13 protein-coding genes are annotated in these 15,544 nt (G+C 70.4%); 6 read left to right on the top strand and 7 right to left on the bottom strand.

The genetic code is table 11. The features are described from left to right. Nucleotides 1-3 precede the first annotated feature (3 nt). Nucleotides 4-2,058, bottom strand: coding sequence for a prolyl oligopeptidase family serine peptidase (locus tag BKA24_RS15970; RefSeq protein WP_184219797.1), 2,055 nt, complete (start codon nt 2,056-2,058; stop codon nt 4-6). A gap of 136 nt (nt 2,059-2,194) precedes the next feature. On the opposite strand from BKA24_RS15970, the gene BKA24_RS14525 reads away from it, so the two are divergent. Then, nucleotides 2,195-2,647 (top strand): Hsp20/alpha crystallin family protein, encoded by a 453-nt coding sequence (locus BKA24_RS14525; RefSeq protein ID WP_184219794.1) that lies wholly within the window; start codon nt 2,195-2,197, stop codon nt 2,645-2,647. A 78-nt stretch (nt 2,648-2,725) separates the two neighbouring features. On the opposite strand, the gene BKA24_RS14520 is transcribed toward BKA24_RS14525, so the two are convergent. Further along, nucleotides 2,726-3,154 (bottom strand): MarR family winged helix-turn-helix transcriptional regulator, encoded by a 429-nt coding sequence (locus BKA24_RS14520; protein WP_184219792.1) that lies wholly within the window; start codon nt 3,152-3,154, stop codon nt 2,726-2,728. A gap of 35 nt (nt 3,155-3,189) precedes the next feature. On the opposite strand from BKA24_RS14520, the gene BKA24_RS14515 reads away from it, so the two are divergent. From BKA24_RS14515 to BKA24_RS14505, 3 genes are all read left to right on the top strand, one after another. Further along, entirely contained in the window at nt 3,190-4,974 is a 1,785-nt protein-coding gene (locus BKA24_RS14515) for a DUF2207 family protein (protein WP_184219789.1), read from the top strand. A gap of 312 nt (nt 4,975-5,286) precedes the next feature. Next, on the top strand, nt 5,287-7,002 hold the full coding sequence (locus tag BKA24_RS14510) for a long-chain-fatty-acid--CoA ligase (protein WP_184219786.1): 1,716 nt from the start codon (nt 5,287-5,289) through the stop codon (nt 7,000-7,002). An 82-nt stretch (nt 7,003-7,084) separates the two neighbouring features. Continuing rightward, nucleotides 7,085-7,975 carry an aldo/keto reductase gene (locus BKA24_RS14505; RefSeq protein WP_184219783.1) on the top strand — a complete coding sequence of 297 codons (891 nt, stop codon included), beginning with the start codon at nt 7,085-7,087 and terminating at the stop codon, nt 7,973-7,975. 10 nt (nt 7,976-7,985) lie between these two features. Here the strand turns inward: BKA24_RS14505 and BKA24_RS14500 are convergent, their stop codons facing one another. The 4 genes from BKA24_RS14500 to BKA24_RS14485 form a co-directional block, all read right to left on the bottom strand. Beyond that, nucleotides 7,986-8,666: a PhzF family phenazine biosynthesis protein gene (locus tag BKA24_RS14500; protein WP_184219780.1), complete on the bottom strand. Its 681-nt coding sequence runs from the start codon at nt 8,664-8,666 to the stop codon at nt 7,986-7,988. Nucleotides 8,667-8,760: 94 nt separating this feature from the next. Beyond that, the gene (locus BKA24_RS14495; protein ID WP_184219777.1) at nt 8,761-10,086 is read right to left on the bottom strand and encodes an HNH endonuclease; all 1,326 of its coding nucleotides are present in this window, start codon (nt 10,084-10,086) and stop codon (nt 8,761-8,763) included. A gap of 84 nt (nt 10,087-10,170) precedes the next feature. Continuing rightward, the gene (locus BKA24_RS14490; protein ID WP_184219773.1) at nt 10,171-11,790 is read right to left on the bottom strand and encodes a RecQ family ATP-dependent DNA helicase; all 1,620 of its coding nucleotides are present in this window, start codon (nt 11,788-11,790) and stop codon (nt 10,171-10,173) included. Beyond that, a complete protein-coding gene (locus tag BKA24_RS14485) occupies nt 11,787-11,933 on the bottom strand; it encodes a hypothetical protein (protein ID WP_184219770.1) in 147 nt (48 codons plus the stop codon). Before BKA24_RS14485 ends, BKA24_RS14490 begins: the two co-directional genes overlap by 4 nt. A 49-nt stretch (nt 11,934-11,982) precedes the next feature. Between BKA24_RS14485 and BKA24_RS15810 the strand changes: the two genes are divergently transcribed. Together BKA24_RS15810 and BKA24_RS14480 are read left to right on the top strand one after the other, a co-directional pair. Beyond that, complete coding sequence (locus tag BKA24_RS15810) at nt 11,983-12,111, top strand: hypothetical protein (protein WP_281385754.1); 129 nt, start codon at nt 11,983-11,985, stop codon at nt 12,109-12,111. Between the two features lie 33 nt (nt 12,112-12,144). Next, the gene (locus tag BKA24_RS14480; RefSeq protein ID WP_184219767.1) at nt 12,145-14,229 is read left to right on the top strand and encodes a S9 family peptidase; all 2,085 of its coding nucleotides are present in this window, start codon (nt 12,145-12,147) and stop codon (nt 14,227-14,229) included. Between the two features lie 80 nt (nt 14,230-14,309). Here the strand turns inward: BKA24_RS14480 and coaBC are convergent, their stop codons facing one another. After that, complete coding sequence (gene coaBC, locus BKA24_RS14475) at nt 14,310-15,530, bottom strand: bifunctional phosphopantothenoylcysteine decarboxylase/phosphopantothenate--cysteine ligase CoaBC (protein ID WP_184219764.1); 1,221 nt, start codon at nt 15,528-15,530, stop codon at nt 14,310-14,312. Nucleotides 15,531-15,544 lie beyond the last annotated feature (14 nt).

Raw genomic sequence — 15,544 nt, 5'->3', positions numbered from 1 at the left:
CGCTCAGGAGTCCTTGGCCACCGTCGCGTCGAGGAAGGCGTGGATCGTCGCGTGCAATGACGCGGTCGCGGCCGAGTCGATGGTCCCCGCGTGCCCTCCCTCGACCGGCTCGAGGTAGTGCACCTCGGCGTCGGTCTCGGCGTGGAGACGTGCGGCCATCTTCCGCGCCTGTGCCGGGCCCACCCGGTCGTCGCTCGCGGCGGCATAGATGAGGGATGCCGGGTACGCGCGGCCCGGCTCGATGAGGTGGTACGGCGAGAAGGACTGCACGAAACGCCAGTCGTCGGGGTCGTCGGGGTCGCCGTACTCGGCGATCCAGCTCGCACCGGCGGAGAGTCGCGTGTACCTGCGCATGTCCAGCAGCGGCACGCCGCAGACGATCGCGCCGAAGTCGTCGGGGTACAGCGTCAGCATGTTCCCCACCAGCAGCCCGCCGTTGCTGCGCCCGTGGCAGGCGACGCGGTCGGGGGTCGTGATGCCCCGCGCGACCAGGTCGCGCGCGACGGCGGCGAAGTCCTCGTACGCGCGGTGACGGTTCTCCCGGAGCGCCGCGAGATGCCACGCGGGCCCGAACTCGCCGCCCCCGCGGATGTTGGCGACGACGAAGACCCGGCCCTTCTCCAGCCACGCCGGGCCCACGATCGCGGGGTACTCGGGCGTGAGGGCGTGCTCGAACCCGCCGTAGCCGCTCATCAGGACGGGGAGGATGCCGGAGCGCTCACGGGGTCCGACCTCGAAATACGGGACGCGGGTGCCGTCGGCCGACACCGCCCAGTGCTGGCGCGCGACCAAACCGCTGGTGTCGAACGCGGCGCGGCCGCGTGCCACGACGCGTGGCGCGGGCGTCACGGCATCCGTCACGATCAGGGTGGCCGGGGTCAGGAATCCGCGTGCGACGATCCACAGTTCGTCGTCGATGTCGGCGTCGAGGGTGGCGATGCTCGCGCTGAACAGGTCGTCGGATCCGAGGCCCAGGTCGATCTCGAGGCGGTCGTCGCCGGCGGGATCGAGGGAGACGATGCGGCTCTGCACGTCGTCGAGGACGGTCAGGATCAGGCGCCGACGCGTCCAGGTCCAGGTGTCGAGCACCGTGCCCGCCGTAGGTGTGAACGCGACCCGCAGGTCCGAGCCGTCTCCCTCGGTGAGGGTCGTGACGGGGCCGATCAGCAGGGTTCCGGCGGCATGCGTCTGCCCGGCTACCTGCCAGGGCGTGGTCGTCCGCACGGCCGCGAGGTCGCCGTGGACGTCGACGACCGCGTCCTGAGGCGCCGCGAGGAGCGTCGCGGTTCCGTCGCGCCACGCCCACGTCTCGGAGGAGAAGAAGTCGTGCGCCACGACGATGAGCGGGGTGGCGTGCCCGTCGGTGTGGTCGACGTGCACGAACACGCCCACATCCGACGCCGCCCCCGAAAGGATCGGCGGGGCGTCGTCGAGGACGGTGCCCCGGTGCCAGACGCGCGCGGTGATCGGGTAGCCGGAGTCGGTCACACCGCCCCCGTGGAGGGCGGTGGCGACCAGGAGCGTGTCGCTGTCGATCCACGCGACACGGTGCTTGTGCGCGTCGAGTGAGAAGGGGCTGTCGTCGACGAAGCGAGCCGCCGCGAGGTCGTACTCGCGGACGACGGCGGCGTCACCGCCGTCGGGGCTCAGGCGGACGAGCGCACGATCCGATCCCGCTGGCGCGTGCGTCGCGCCGGCGAATGACCAGGTGCGCCCCTCCTCCCGCCCGAGCGCGTCGATGTCGAGCAGCACCTGCCACTCGGGCGACCCGGCGGCGAACGCGGCGCGCGAGGTGCGGCGCCACAATCCCCGCGGGTTGTCCGCGTCGCGCCACAGGTCGTACATCAGGTCCCCGTGTCGGCCAGGGACGACGAGGCGGTCGGGATCGTCGAGGATCCGCGTCAGGCGCTCCTCCAGTGCCGACCGGGTCGTGCCGGCGAACGTCTCGTTCGTGCGGTCGGTCTGATCGGCGGCCCACTCGAGCGCTCGCGGGCCCGAGACCTCCTCGAGCCAGAGGAACGGGTCGGCGGGTTCGGGGGCGATCTCGTGCGGCGTCACCCCGTCAGCCTAGGTCTCGACGGGGCGACGTTCGCCCTCGGAGAACCATTAGCACTCGCCGCCATCGAGTGCTAATCTGATCTCACTTGAGTCACACCGACTCAACTTTCGGACCAGATTGGACAAGGAGAGAATCATGGCCACGTACGACCCGTTCCGTGACATCGACCGCTTCGCGTCGACCCTCTTCGACCCGCGCCGCGGCCCGCGACGGATGCCGATGGACCTGTACCGCGACGGCGATCACTACGTCCTCACCGCGGACCTGCCCGGCATCGACCCCGGCTCGGTCGACATCGACGTCGATGGGCAGCTGCTGACCATCCGCGCCGAGCGGACGCTGTCCTCCGGCGACGGCGTGAAGTGGATCACCCGCGAGCGCGAGGCGGCCAGCTTCCTGCGTCAGCTGAACCTCGGTCAGGGCATCGACACCGAGGCGATCGCCGCGTCGTACAGCAACGGCGTGCTGAGTGTGACCATCCCGGTCAGCGAGAAGGCGAAGCCCCGCAAGATCGAGGTCGTCGCCGACGGCTCGCCGTCGACGATCACCGCGTCGGAGTCCGACCAGCCGCAGCCGATCGACCAGTGACCGCCCGGCGGCGTCCGCGCCGCCGAGCGACGAAGGCCCCGCATCCGAACCGGATGCGGGGCCTTCGCGCGTTCGAGGTCAGAGCCCTCGGAGTTTGGTGGTCAATGCCTTCAGCTGTGCGAGCTCTTCGTCGGAGAGGACAGCCATCCGATCCGCGATCGTGCGGCCGTGGACGGTGGCGACGCGACGGAACGCTCCCGCACCCTTCTCCGTCGCCGTGACGATCGCGCCGCGGCCGTCGGACGGGTCGGGGCACTTGGTGATGAGTCCGCGGCTGACCATGCGGTCGACGAGTCGCGAGACGCTGGGCTGGCTGATGAGCATGTTCGCCGTCACGTCGCGCAGTCGCGCGGACTGGTCCTCGCCGCGGGTGACCGTCAGGAGGACGTCGTATTCGGCCTGAGCGAGGTCGTCGCCGTCGAAATCCTGCTCGAAGTCGTTCATGAGCTCGTGCTGAGCACGGAACAGACTCTCCCACGCGGCGACGGCGAGGCGGCGGTCTGTCATGGCGTCCACTGTATCGCCGCTCATAGGGTGGCTGAGTGACGACTTCTCGGGGGCTCGGTCGGTTCGCGGCATCCGTGCTGCTGGTGGTGCTCGGTGTGATCGTGTCGGTGCCGGCATCGGCGGCCGATGTCGACGACTTCCGCTTCGCGAGTCTCGACGCCGAATACACGCTCACGCGCGACGACGACGGCGTCAGTCGCATGCGGGTGGTGGAGGATTTCGTCGCCGTCTTCCCCGATGCCGATCAGAACCACGGCATGCGGCGGGTGATCCCCGACGAGTACCGGGGTCGTCCGCTCCGCCCCGACGTCATCTCCGTCACGGACGGGAACGGCAGGGAGTGGGACGTCGAGACCGATGACGTCGACAACGGGATCGAGATCGTGGCGCGCGACGACGCCTTCCTGCGCGGTGAGCAGCGCTTCGTCTTCACCTACACCCTCGATGGGGTGGTGAACGACTTCCCCGACACCGGCCTCGAGCTCTACTGGGACGTGAACGGCGTGGACTGGAAGCAGTCGTTCGATCGTGTGACGTCGCGGCTCGTTGTCGGCCCGGAGCTCGCGGATGCCGTCGGTGTGAGCGCCTGCTACGCGGGCCGCCAGGGTGCGACGGACGCCTGCGAGAGCGTAGATCTCGTCGAGACGAACGACGGGGTGAGCGTGACGGCGACGGCGCGCGACCTCGGCCCGGGGGAGACGTTGACGATGGCGGTCGGCTTCGAGGAGGGGACGTTCGTCGCCCTCGACACCTCGTATACGGGGTCCCCGTGGAGTGGGGTGCAGCTTGCGGCTCTGCTCGCCCTGCTCGGCGTGCTCGGCTGGGCCCTCGCGCTCCTGCGTGGCGTCCTCCGCGACGCGCCGGGGCGCCCCACCGTCGTGGCCGAGTTCACACCTCCGGCGGGCGTCGACGCCCTGGAGTCGGCGGTGTTCCTCGCGAAACCCGGCAAGGCGATTCCCGCCGAGGTGCTGGAGCAGGCGGTCGCGGGGTCGATCCGCATCATGGCGGGGGAGAAGCCGCGCTGGGGGCAGTCGAAGCTGGTCGCCGAGCTGGTGGACCCGACGCGCGCCGACGGCGATGGGCGCCTGCTGCTCGAGGGGCTGTTCCCGACGGGCGTCATCGGCGAGACGTACGAGTTCGGCAGCCAGGACACCCGGCTCTCGAAGACCGCTCAGCGGATCCTCTCCGAGGCGAGCGCAGCGTTGAAGGCGCGAGGCCTGTACCGCCCGGTGCCGCTGTGGCGCCGCCTGGCACCCCAGATGTCGGGGTTCATCCTCGCCGGTGTCGTCGTCGTGTGCAGCATCGTCATGCTGGATGCCGCGGTCGATCCACTCTGGCCGGTCCTCGCACTGATCGTCTCGATCCTCCTCGCGATCGCGGTGCTGTTGCTGACGCTCCACACGCCGCTGACCGAGGCGGGTGCGGAGGTGCGCGACCACCTCGCCGGGCTGCGACGTTTCATCGAGTGGGCGGAGGCCGACCGGATCCGGACGCTGCAGTCGCCCGAGGGGGCGGAGCGGCGCCCGGTGGACGTCGGAGATGCGCGCGAGATGCTCCACCTCTACGAGACGCTGCTGCCCTACGCCGTCGTGTTCGGACAGGAGGCGGAATGGTCGCGCCGGCTCGCCGTGCTGTACGACTCGAACGGTCTCGCCGCGCCGACCTGGTACGCCGGCGCGACCGCTTTCAACGCCGCGTCGTTCTCCGCGGGTATCGGGTCGCTGTCGGCGGCCGCATCGTCGTCGTCATCGACGGGCGGCTCGGCGGGCGGCGGTGCGGCCGGGGGCGGCGGTGGTGGCGGGGGCGGCGGCGGAGTCTGACCCGCGGCCTTCGCCTGGCACGGGCGTCCCGGACAGAGTAAGGGCCGGTCGGAGAGGCATCCGACCGGCCCTTGTCCCTTGCACCAAGAGTGTCCTGCAATCACATGTCGGTAGCTGCCACAGCAAAACAACTACCGTGCTGACGACTGTATAACGACGAGGTAACGGTGACAAGGAATTCCCGTTATGAATTTGTAATGTTCCCGATCGGCGCCCGCTGAGCGCCCATCGAGGGGTTCCGGCGGCGCCGTCAACCCCAGCAGATCCAGAGGCGCCGCGCCCTACTCTGGCGTGACCGACGAAGGAGATCCCGTGCCTGAATCCGCCGACACCACGGCATCCGCTCTGCAGGGTCGTCCCTGGCTGCACGCGTACGCCGCTGGCGTCCCCCACGACATCGATCCCGTCGACGAAACGCTCGTCGCCCTGCTCGAGAACGCCGTCTCCCGCTACGGATCGAAGACGGCGCTCGAGTTCTTCGGAGCCGAGACGTCGTATGCGGAACTGGGTGAGCAGGTGTCCCGCGCAGCGAACGCCCTGCGAAAACTGGGGGTGGAGAAGGGGGACCGCGTCGCCCTGGTGCTGCCGAACTGCCCGCAGCACGTGGTGGCGTTCTACGCGGCGCTGCGGATCGGCGCGATCGTCGTCGAGCACAACCCCACGTACACGGCACGCGAGCTGCGTCACCAGTTCGAGGTGCACGAGGCCGTCGTCGCGATCGTCTGGGACAAGGTCGCCGACCTCGTCGCCGAGTTCCCGAAGGACGTCGCACCGTCGGCGATCGTCTCGGTGCGCATGACCGACGCGCTGCCGTGGGGCAAGCGCCTCGCGTTGCGTCTGCCGGTGCCCGCGGTGCGGGAACGGCGCGACGCGATGACCGAGAAGCCGACGGCCAAGGGCATCATCCGCTGGGATCAGTTCGCCGCCGCGCGCCGCCTCCCACGCAAGTGGCCGGCGCCCGCGCTCGACGACACCGCGCTGCTGCAGCTGACCAGCGGGACGACGGGAGTGCCGAAGGCGGCCATCCTCTCGCACCGCAACCTGCGCTCCAACGCCGCGCAGGGACGTGCGTGGGTACCGGGTCTGCGTGAAGGGGAGGAGACCTTCTATGCCGTCCTGCCGATGTTCCACGCGTACGGACTGACGCTCTGCCTCACCTTCGCCGTGTCGATCGGTGCGCGCATCGTCCTCTTCCCGAAGTTCGATGTCGACCTGGTGGTCGGGGCCCTCAAGAAGTCGCCGCCCACCTTCCTCCCGGGTGTTCCGCCGATCTACGACGCGCTGTCACGGGCGAGCAGCCGCAAGGATGTCGACCTCTCGAGCATCCGGTTCGCCATCTCGGGTGCGATGAGCCTGCCGATCCCGACGGTGACCCGGTGGGAGGAAGCGACCGGCGGCCTGCTCGTGGAGGGGTACGGCATGACCGAGACGTCGCCGGTCGCGCTCGGGAACCCGATCGGCCCCACCCGCCGGCCGGGCACGGTGGGCGTGCCGTTCCCGAGCACCGAGATCCGGGTGGTCGACCCCGACGACCCTGCCGTCGACCGCGACCTCGGTGAGGCCGGAGAGCTGCTCGTGCGCGGTCCGCAGGTGTTCCAGGGGTACTGGCGCCGCCCCGAGGAGACCTCCGCGGTGCTCCTCGAGGATGGATGGCTGCGCACCGGCGACATCGTGACCGTGTCGGAGGACGGTTTCGTCACGGTCGTCGACCGGGTCAAGGAGCTCATCATCACCGGAGGCTTCAACGTGAGCCCCAGCGAGGTCGAGCAGGTGCTGGCGCTGCACCCCGATGTGGAGGCGGCCGCCGTCGTCGGCGTGACCCGACCCTCGGGCGGCGAGGACGTGGTCGCCGCGGTCGTGGTGAAGCAGAACGCGGTGTTCGACGCCGCCGGCCTCAAGGACTTCGCGCGCACGCACCTCGCCGCGTACAAGGTGCCCAAGCGGGTCGTCCAGGTGGACGATCTGCCTCGATCTCAGATCGGCAAGGTGCTGCGCCGTCAGGTGCGTGAACGGCTCACGGTGCGCTGAGCGGCTGTCAAGCCCGGAGGAGGGTCGGCCCAGTGCTGGCAGGCTGGATGCCGATACGACACGCCACCGTCGAAGGAGACCCATGAAGCAGCGCACGCTCGGACCGTTCACTGTCTCGGCCATCGGACTCGGCGCCATGCCGGTGTCGATGAACAACGACAAGACCTACCCGTCGCACGAGGATGCCGTCGCGACCGTCCGGGCTGCTCTCGATGCCGGCGTGACGCTCGTCGACACGGCCGACATCTACGCCCCGAGCTGGGACACGATGGGCCACAACGAGAAGATCGTGGCCGACGCGCTCGGCGGGTGGGGCGGTGACCGCTCGTCGATCACCGTGGCCACCAAGGGCGGCATCACGCGGTCCGAGGGCGAGCAGTGGGGCCGTGACGGGTCGATCGCCTACCTGCGGTCGGCGGTGGAGAAGTCGCTCCGCAACCTGCAGGTCGACGTGATCGACCTGTACCAGTACCACCGCCCCGACCGCTGGATGGTCTACGGCGAGGTCATGGAGAACCTGAAGACGCTGCAGCAGGAGGGCAAGATCCGCGCCGTCGGCATCTCGAACGCGAGCGTCGAGGAGATCGAGATCGCCGAGCAGGTGCTCGGCGAGGGGAACCTCACGAGCGTGCAGAACGAGTTCTCGCCGCGGCATCCGGGCAGCTTCGACGAACTGCGGTACTGCGCGAAGCGTGGGATCGCCTTCCTCCCGTGGAGTCCGCTCGGCGGGACCGGTGGCGGTGCGCGCGCCGTCGGCTCTCGTTTCGCCGCGTTCGCGGAGATCGGCGAGGCGCACGGTGTCAGCCCTCAGCAGGTGGTGCTGGCGTGGGAGCTCTCGCTGAGCGACACCGTGATCCCCATCCCGGGCGCGAGCCGCGCGGCATCCATCACAGACTCGGCGAAGGCCGCCGATCTCGAGCTTTCCGCGGACGAGCTCGCACGGTGCTCGGCCGCCGTCGGCATCGAGGTCTGACTCAGCGAGGTCAGTGGACGGCGACGGTCCGTTCGCGGGCGATCCGTCCGCCGACCTCGACCTGTTGGCCGAGGTAGCGCCGGTGGGTGAAGATCTGCGATCCGGTGCCCTGCCGGATGTCGAGGTCGGCGCCGAGGGCCGCGGTCAGTCGGATCGCGGCGGCGCCGGTCGCTTCGTCCTCTCGGATGCCGAGAGCCGGTGCGAACATCCTCGAGCGGATGCGCCCTCGGTCGGGGGAGGACCACGCCCAGACGTAGTGCGCGCCGAAGGCGTAGGCGTCGGGGTCGACGGCATCCACGTCGGCGGGTGAGTCGAGCTGCTCGAGCTCGAAGGCCGGCGCCCAGTCGACCATGGCATTGACGAAGACGCGATCACCGTCCGGGCGCACGCGCGCAACGCCGGCGGGCACGATCACGGAGGTGATGTCGTCACCGGCGGAGCGCAGCCAAGAGGCGAGCCCGACCGTGGGGTGACCGGCGAACGGCAGCTCGGTCGTCGGCGTGAAGATGCGCGCCCGGACCTCATGTGCGTCGACGTCGTCGATGAAGACGGTTTCGCTGAAGCCGAGATCGGCGGCGATCTGCTGCTCCTGCCGGCGCGTGGATGCCGATGCCCAGATGATCCCGAGGGGATTGCCGTGGTTCCCCTCGGCGTCGCAGAACACGTTCACGACGGTCGCGGAGATTCCCATGGGAGGCATTGTCGCAGGGTCGAGGGGCGGTCCGACGTCGCGTCGAGGCGCATCGCTCCGCCTGCGCGAGCGCGTGAAGAGCGCGGCAGCGGGATCAGAAGGGTGCTCGGCCGGTGTCGTGCGGGGGTGCGGCAGGGGTGAAGGCGACGGCCGGTTGCGGTGCGTCTTCTCGGTAGGTCCTGCCGAGGGGTGAGGTCCATTCCAGGACGCCACCCGACTGTTGTCGGACCCTCCAGGCGGTGAACTGCTTCATCGAGTGATGCCGTTGGCAGAGATGGGCGAGGTTCGATGTCTTCGTCGCGCCGCCGAGCGCCGCGTCGTGGTTGTGGTCGACTTCGCAGCGGATCGCCGCGGTGCGGCATCCGGGGAATCGGCAGTGCTGGTCTCGGGCTTGCAGGTATCGGCGCATCGCGGACGGGACTCGGTAGGAGTCGACGGCGAGCACGGTGCCGGTGATCGGGTCGGTGACGAGCCTCTCCCACGTGGGCGTCGACCCGGCCAAGAGCCGTGCGGTCGCGGGGTCGATGGGGGAGCGCCCGACGAGATCGCACGCTTCGTCCGCACCCGCGAGCGCCAGGGCGGGGATGACGACCTGGACGCGGGCGCGGATCGCGCCGAGCGGACCTGCGGTCGTGTCGCGGGTGTCGTCGAGGGCGGGCGTGCCCGCGAGGAGCAGGTCGGCGAACACGTCCGCACGGACCTGGTCGGTGGAACGCGTGTCGGTGCCGATGACGTCAGCATCCGCTGCGGCATCCGCCCGCTCGCCGCGGGTGTCGATGATCGCCCGCGCCATCTGCGTGAGCCGGTCGTGCACCCCTTCGACGATCGCCGTCGGAAGCGTCGCGACGAGATCGGACATCCCATCCCGCCCAGGAACCACCCGCACACAGCGCCCCGCGGCTGCTTCCTCGTGGCGTTCGGTGAACGACCGCGGGTGCATCCGCTGCGCGAGGATCTCAAGCTCCGAGCGCACCCGGTTCGGCGTATCCCGCTCACACCGGACGATCGCCGCCGTCTCGAACTCGGCCCGCAGCTCCGGCGGAACCACGGAACCGGTCTCGACGATCACGAGCACGTGGCCGCGCGTGATCGCCCCGGTTTCCCACGCGGCCAGAGCGCCCGGGAAGTCCTCCACAATGACCCGTGCCTCGCTGATCCGGCGCTGCACGGTCCGGTCCGCGACCCGCATGACCCCGCCGAGTTCCGCCGCGATCGACCGGAAGATCATGTCGTGCTCCCTCACCCGACCCGGCGACCCGGCCGACTGCGTCTCCGCGAGCCGGCCCGCCGCAGCGAGAACCCGAAGTTCACGGATCTGGGCCGCTGCGGCCTGCCGCCCGGCGGACTCGACCTCATGCACGAACCCGGCCAAAGACGCGAGGAACGCGTCCGATCCGGGAGTCTCCGCCGTGCTGGTCATACCCCCATTCTGGTGAGGGCCTCCGACATTCCGACCCGCGTTTCCGCCTCCTGAAGACCAGATCAGATGAGAAAACCCTCACGATCACGCGACCGCTCGCAGCAACTCCTCCTGCTCGACGATCTCCTGTGACAGCAGCTTGTAACCCTCGCTGTCGAAGAAGACGCGCAACCGGTCATCCTCGACGGCGACGACCGTCCCGAGACCCCACTCGCGGTGCTCCACCTTGTCGTCCACCCGGAAGCCGGGCGACGACGCGGCATCCGACTCACCGAAGGTGAAAGCCGACCCGCTCGCGCAGGTGTCGCACGCACCGCAGGGCTCGGCGAGGTCCTGACCGAAGTAGCCGAGCAGCACCTGCCGACGACACCGACGGGTTTCGGCGTACTCGCGCATCGCATCGATCCGCGACCGGTCGATGCGCTCGCGCGCCTCGACGCGCTCGAGAGCCGCCGCCACGGCCGTACGCGTCTGAACATTGCTGCGAAGCGCAGCTCCGGTGCGATCGAGCCGGACCGAGCCGGTGTCGACGAGAAGCGACAGCAAGGCCGACACCCGTCGGGGCGACAGCTGCGCGGCACTCGCCAACTCCGCCTTCCGACGGATGCCGGACCGCAGCGCCTCCACGAGCGCGCGCAGTTCGTGCCCGTCGGGATTCTTCGTCGCGAAGTAGCGGCGCAGGGCCAGGTCTTCCTCCCGGTAGTGCAGGGTCGCCTGTGCCGGCTCGCCGTCCCGTCCCGCCCGACCGAGCTCCTGGTAATACGCGTCGACCGACTCGGGGATGTCGGCGTGGACGACGAACCTCACGTTCTCCTTGTCGATACCCATCCCGAACGCCGAGGTCGCGACGACCACGTCGAGGGAATCGTCGAGGAACGATTCGTGCACCTCCCTGCGCTCCGCGGCGCGGAGGCCGGCGTGGTAGGCGCGGCTGCGCAGACCCTTCTCGGCCAGCGCGTCCGCGTACTCTTCGGCCGCTCGCCGCGTGGCGACGTAGAGGAGCCCCGGTCCGGTCAACGAAGCGACGTCGGCGATCACGGCGTCCCGCTTCTCCCGATCCTCCGAATGGCGGCGGACGTCGAGACGGATGCCGGGCCGGTCCACGTCCCCCAAAAGGAGCGCGGGACCGCGCAGTCCGAGTCGCTCGACGATCTCCTCCCGAACCGGCGTCGACGCCGTTGCAGTCAGCGCGACGATCGGCGGGCGACCGAGGCGTTCGGCGACGGCTCCGAGACCGAGGTAGTCGGGCCGGAAGTCGTGCCCCCACGAGGCGATGCAATGAGCCTCGTCGACGACGAACAGCGAAACCTCGAGGGTCGCGAGGGCTTCGACCACCTCGTCGCGAGCGAGCTGTTCCGGCGCCAGCAGCACGTAGCCCGCCTCGCCGGAGCGGAGCCGATCCCACCCCGCCTCCCGGGCACGCGCGCTGCGCGCGGAGTTCATCGCCACCGCACCCGGTGCATCGGGCGCGTCCTTCAGCCGCGTCAGCTGATCCTCCTGCAGCGCGATCAGCGGCGACACCACGACGGTGACCCCGCCGCGCATCGCGCCGGCCACCTGGTAGACCGCGGACTTACCCGACCCGGTCGCCCACACCACGAGGGCGTCGCGGCCTTCCACGAGACCCTCCACCGCCGTCACCTGCTCGGGACGGAGCTCCGACCAGCCGAAGCGCTCTCGCGCGACCTGTTCGACGGCGCTCACGCGTCGGCCACCCGACCCCCGCCGGTCGCGCCACTCGTCCCGTCGGCTTCGACCTCACCGTCCTCCATCTCGTCGGTGAAGTCGGCGCCCTCCAGGGCGTTCTCCGGCGCGGCATCCGTGCGGTCAGCGTCTCGATCACTCATCACGACAGGATCACCGCCGCCACGGACCTGGCCGACACCCTTGACACGGATGCCGCACCCCTGCGTGACCGGCCCCGTCGGCATCCGCGTTCCCGCCGCGACCCTGGCATCCATCGCCGCCACCAATCTGCACGGAGGGATCGCGACCGTCGTGACCACGGCCGACCTGCTCGCCTGAGCCGCCCGCGCGCGCCCGGGTTAGCGTGGAGGCATGGCGCAGACTCCGTTCTCCTCCCTTGACGACTACATCGCCCTGCCCCGCGTCGACGCGGTGGTCCTCGCGCCCGACGGCACCCGTGCCGTCCTGACGGTGGCGACCCTCAACAAGGACAAGACCGGCTACGACCGGGCGCTGTGGGAGATCCCTACGACCGCCGGCGGCACCGCGCGTCGGCTCACCCGCTCCGCCAAGGGCGAGGCAGGCGCCGCCTTCACGGCGGCCGGCGACCTCCTCTTCGTGAGCGCCCGACCCGACGCCGACGGCGACGGTGATGAGGATGCCGCCCAGCTGTGGCTGCTCCCCGCCGGCGGCGGGGAAGCCCGCGCCATCACCCGCCTCGCGGGCGGCGTCTCGGCCATCGCGGCCGTCGCCGACGCGGCATCCGTCGTCGTGCTCTCAGCCGACCTGCTGCCCTCCGCCGACTCGATCGAATCCGACGCGAAGCTGCGCGCCGAGCGGAAGAAGCGCAAGCTGTCCGCCATCCTCCACACCACGTACCCGGTGCGCTACTGGGACCACGACCTCGGTCCCGCCGAACCGCACCTGTTCGCCCTCGACACCGGCGCCCTCAGCGACACGATCTCATCGCTCGCGGCATCCGACATCGCCGACGCGGAACCGGATGCCACGACCCCCTACCCCGCCTCCCTTCCGCGTCCGCGCGACCTGACGCCGGCGCCCGGTCGCACGGCCGACACCGCCGGTGCGGCGCTCACCCCCGACGGTCGCACCCTCATCGCGGCGATGCGCGTCGCGCAGGGACGGGCGGAGCGCTTCGCCCTCGTCTCGATCGACGTCGCGTCGGGCGAGCGCACCACCCTGCTCGGGGAGCGCTCGACGTATTTCGAGGCCCCGACGGTCAGCCACGACGGCCGCTCGATCGCCTACATCCGCGCGCGTTTCTCCGACCCGACCGGTCCGGCCGACCAGGAGCTCTGGGTGGCGGGCATCGACGGCTCGTCGCCGCGCCGGCTCGCCGAGGGATGGGACCGTTGGCCGACGAGCGTCGCCTTCGACCACGACGACGCCGCCCTCATCGTCACCGCTGATCAGGACGGCCGCGGACCCGTGTTCCGCGTGCCGCTCGACGGCGGGGCCCCGCAGCAGCTGACGACAGACGAGCACTCGTATTCGAACGTGTCCGTCGACCGCGCCACCGGCGCGCTCGTCGCGCTCCGCTCGTCGTGGATGGTGCCGCCGCATCCGGTCCGCATCGAGATCGACGGCACGGTCACCGTCCTCGCGACCCCTGCCCCGTCGCCGACGCCCGCCGGGACGATGACCGAGGTCGAGACGACGGCGGAGGATGGCGCGCGCGTGCGCGGCTGGCTGCTGCTGCCGGAGGGAGCCGACACGGCATCCCCCGCTCCCTTGCTGCTCTGGATCCACGGTGGTCCCCTGAACAGCTGGAACGCGTGGAGCTGGCGGTGGAGTCCGCAGCTCGCGCTCGCCCGAGGCTACGCCGTGCTGCTGCCCGATCCCGCTCTCTCGACGGGCTACGGCCTGGACTTCATCGCTCGCGGATGGAACAGCTGGGGTGGGAAGCCGTACACCGACCTGATGTCGATCACCGACGAGGTCGTCGCGAGGCCCGACATCGATGAGACGAAGACCGCCGCGATGGGCGGATCGTTCGGCGGGTACATGGCCAACTGGGTCGCCGGTCACACCGACCGGTTCCGCGCGATCGTGACGCACGCGAGCCTGTGGGCCCTCGACCAGTTCGCCGGGACGACGGACAGCTCGTCGTACTGGCAGGAGATCTTCACCCCCGAGGGGATGACCGAGAACTCCCCGCACCGATTCGTGAAGGACATCTCGACGCCGCTGCTCGTGATCCACGGCGACCGGGACTACCGTGTGCCGATCGGCGAGAGCCTGCGCCTGTGGTCGGAGCTCAACGAGCACTTCGGCGAGGACGACGGCACCACCGTGCATCGCTTCCTGTACTTCCCCGACGAGAACCACTGGGTGCTCAAGCCCCAGCACGCCGTCGTCTGGTACGAGACGGTGTTCGGCTTCCTGGGCGAGCACGTGCACGGCACGCCCGCGCCGAACGTCGCCGGGCTCGGCTAGGGCGAGGTACCGGGGACACGAGCCGACGGGCGGGATGCCGCGGGACGGCATCCCGCGTCCCTCGAGCCGGCGTGGGGTGGTCAGCGCAGTCGCAGCACCGCGTCCCACAGGGCGTCGGCGACTTCGCGCTTCGAGCCCGATGCGCGAGAGACGACCTCATCGGTTCCGTCGACGAACAGAACGGTGTTCTCGGTCGCCTCGAACCCCTCCTGCCAGCCGACGCGGTTCACGGCGAGCAGGTCCACGCCCTTTCGGGCGCGTTTACGGATGCCGCGCTCGCGGAGTTCGTCGTCGGTGTCGGCGGTCTCAGCGGCGAAACCCACGACGGTCTGCCCGGGGCGCCGAGCCTCGACGAGACCCACGAGGATGTCGGGGTTCTCGACGAGGTCGAGCGTGACGGTGCCGTCCTCCTTGCGGATCTTCACATCCGAGACCTCCGGCACGGAGAAATCCGCGACGGCCGCGGCCATCACGATCACGTCCGCTCGGTCGGCGGCGGCACGGACGGTCGTGTCCAGCTCGGCGGCGGTGCCCGCGCGTTGGATGTCGACGGCGGGATGCCGCTGCGCGTCGCCGAGGACACCGTCGTCGACGTGCGCAGCGACGAGCGTGACTCGGGCGCCGCGTTCGGCCGCCGCGACGGCGACGGCGACGCCTTGGCGTCCGCTCGAGCGGTTGCCGAGGTAGCGGACCGGGTCGATCGGCTCACGGGTGCCGCCGGTGGAGATGACCACCTGGAGCCCCGCGAGATCGCCCGTGGGAGAGGGGGTCGGCGCGGCATCCGCTGCCGCAAGGGCGGCAGCCACGATGTCGTCGGGCTCGACCATCCGACCGGGCCCACTGTCGCCGCCGGTCAGCGCACCGTCGGCGGGACCGACGATGTGGACGCCGCGGTCGCGAAGAGTCGCGATGTTCGCCTGCGTCGCGGCGTGATCCCACATCGCGGTGTGCATCGCGGGTGCCACGACGACCGGCGCGGTCGTGGCGAGGAGCGTCACGCCGAGGAGGTTGTCGGCGATGCCGGCGGCCATCTTCGCGAGGGTGTTGGCGGTGGCGGGCGCGACGATCACGAGGTCGGCTTTCGTGCCGAGGGCGACGTGGCGCACCTCGGCGACGTCGTCGTGCACGCTCGTCGTGACAGGATTGCGGCTGATCGCCTCCCAGGTGGCGGTCCCGACGAAGCGCAGAGCGTCGTCGGTGGGAACAACGTGCACCTCGTGCCCGTTGGTCACCAGCGCACGGATCACGTGCACGGTCTTGTAGGCGGCGATCCCGCCGGAGACTCCCACGACGACGAACATGGTCCGATCCTGCC

The sequence above is a fragment of the Microbacterium marinum genome (assembly GCF_014204835.1).
Classification (GTDB): domain Bacteria; phylum Actinomycetota; class Actinomycetes; order Actinomycetales; family Microbacteriaceae; genus Microbacterium; species Microbacterium marinum.
The sequence above is the reverse complement of the archived record's forward strand: the minus strand, read 5'-3'. Positions and strand labels throughout refer to the sequence as shown.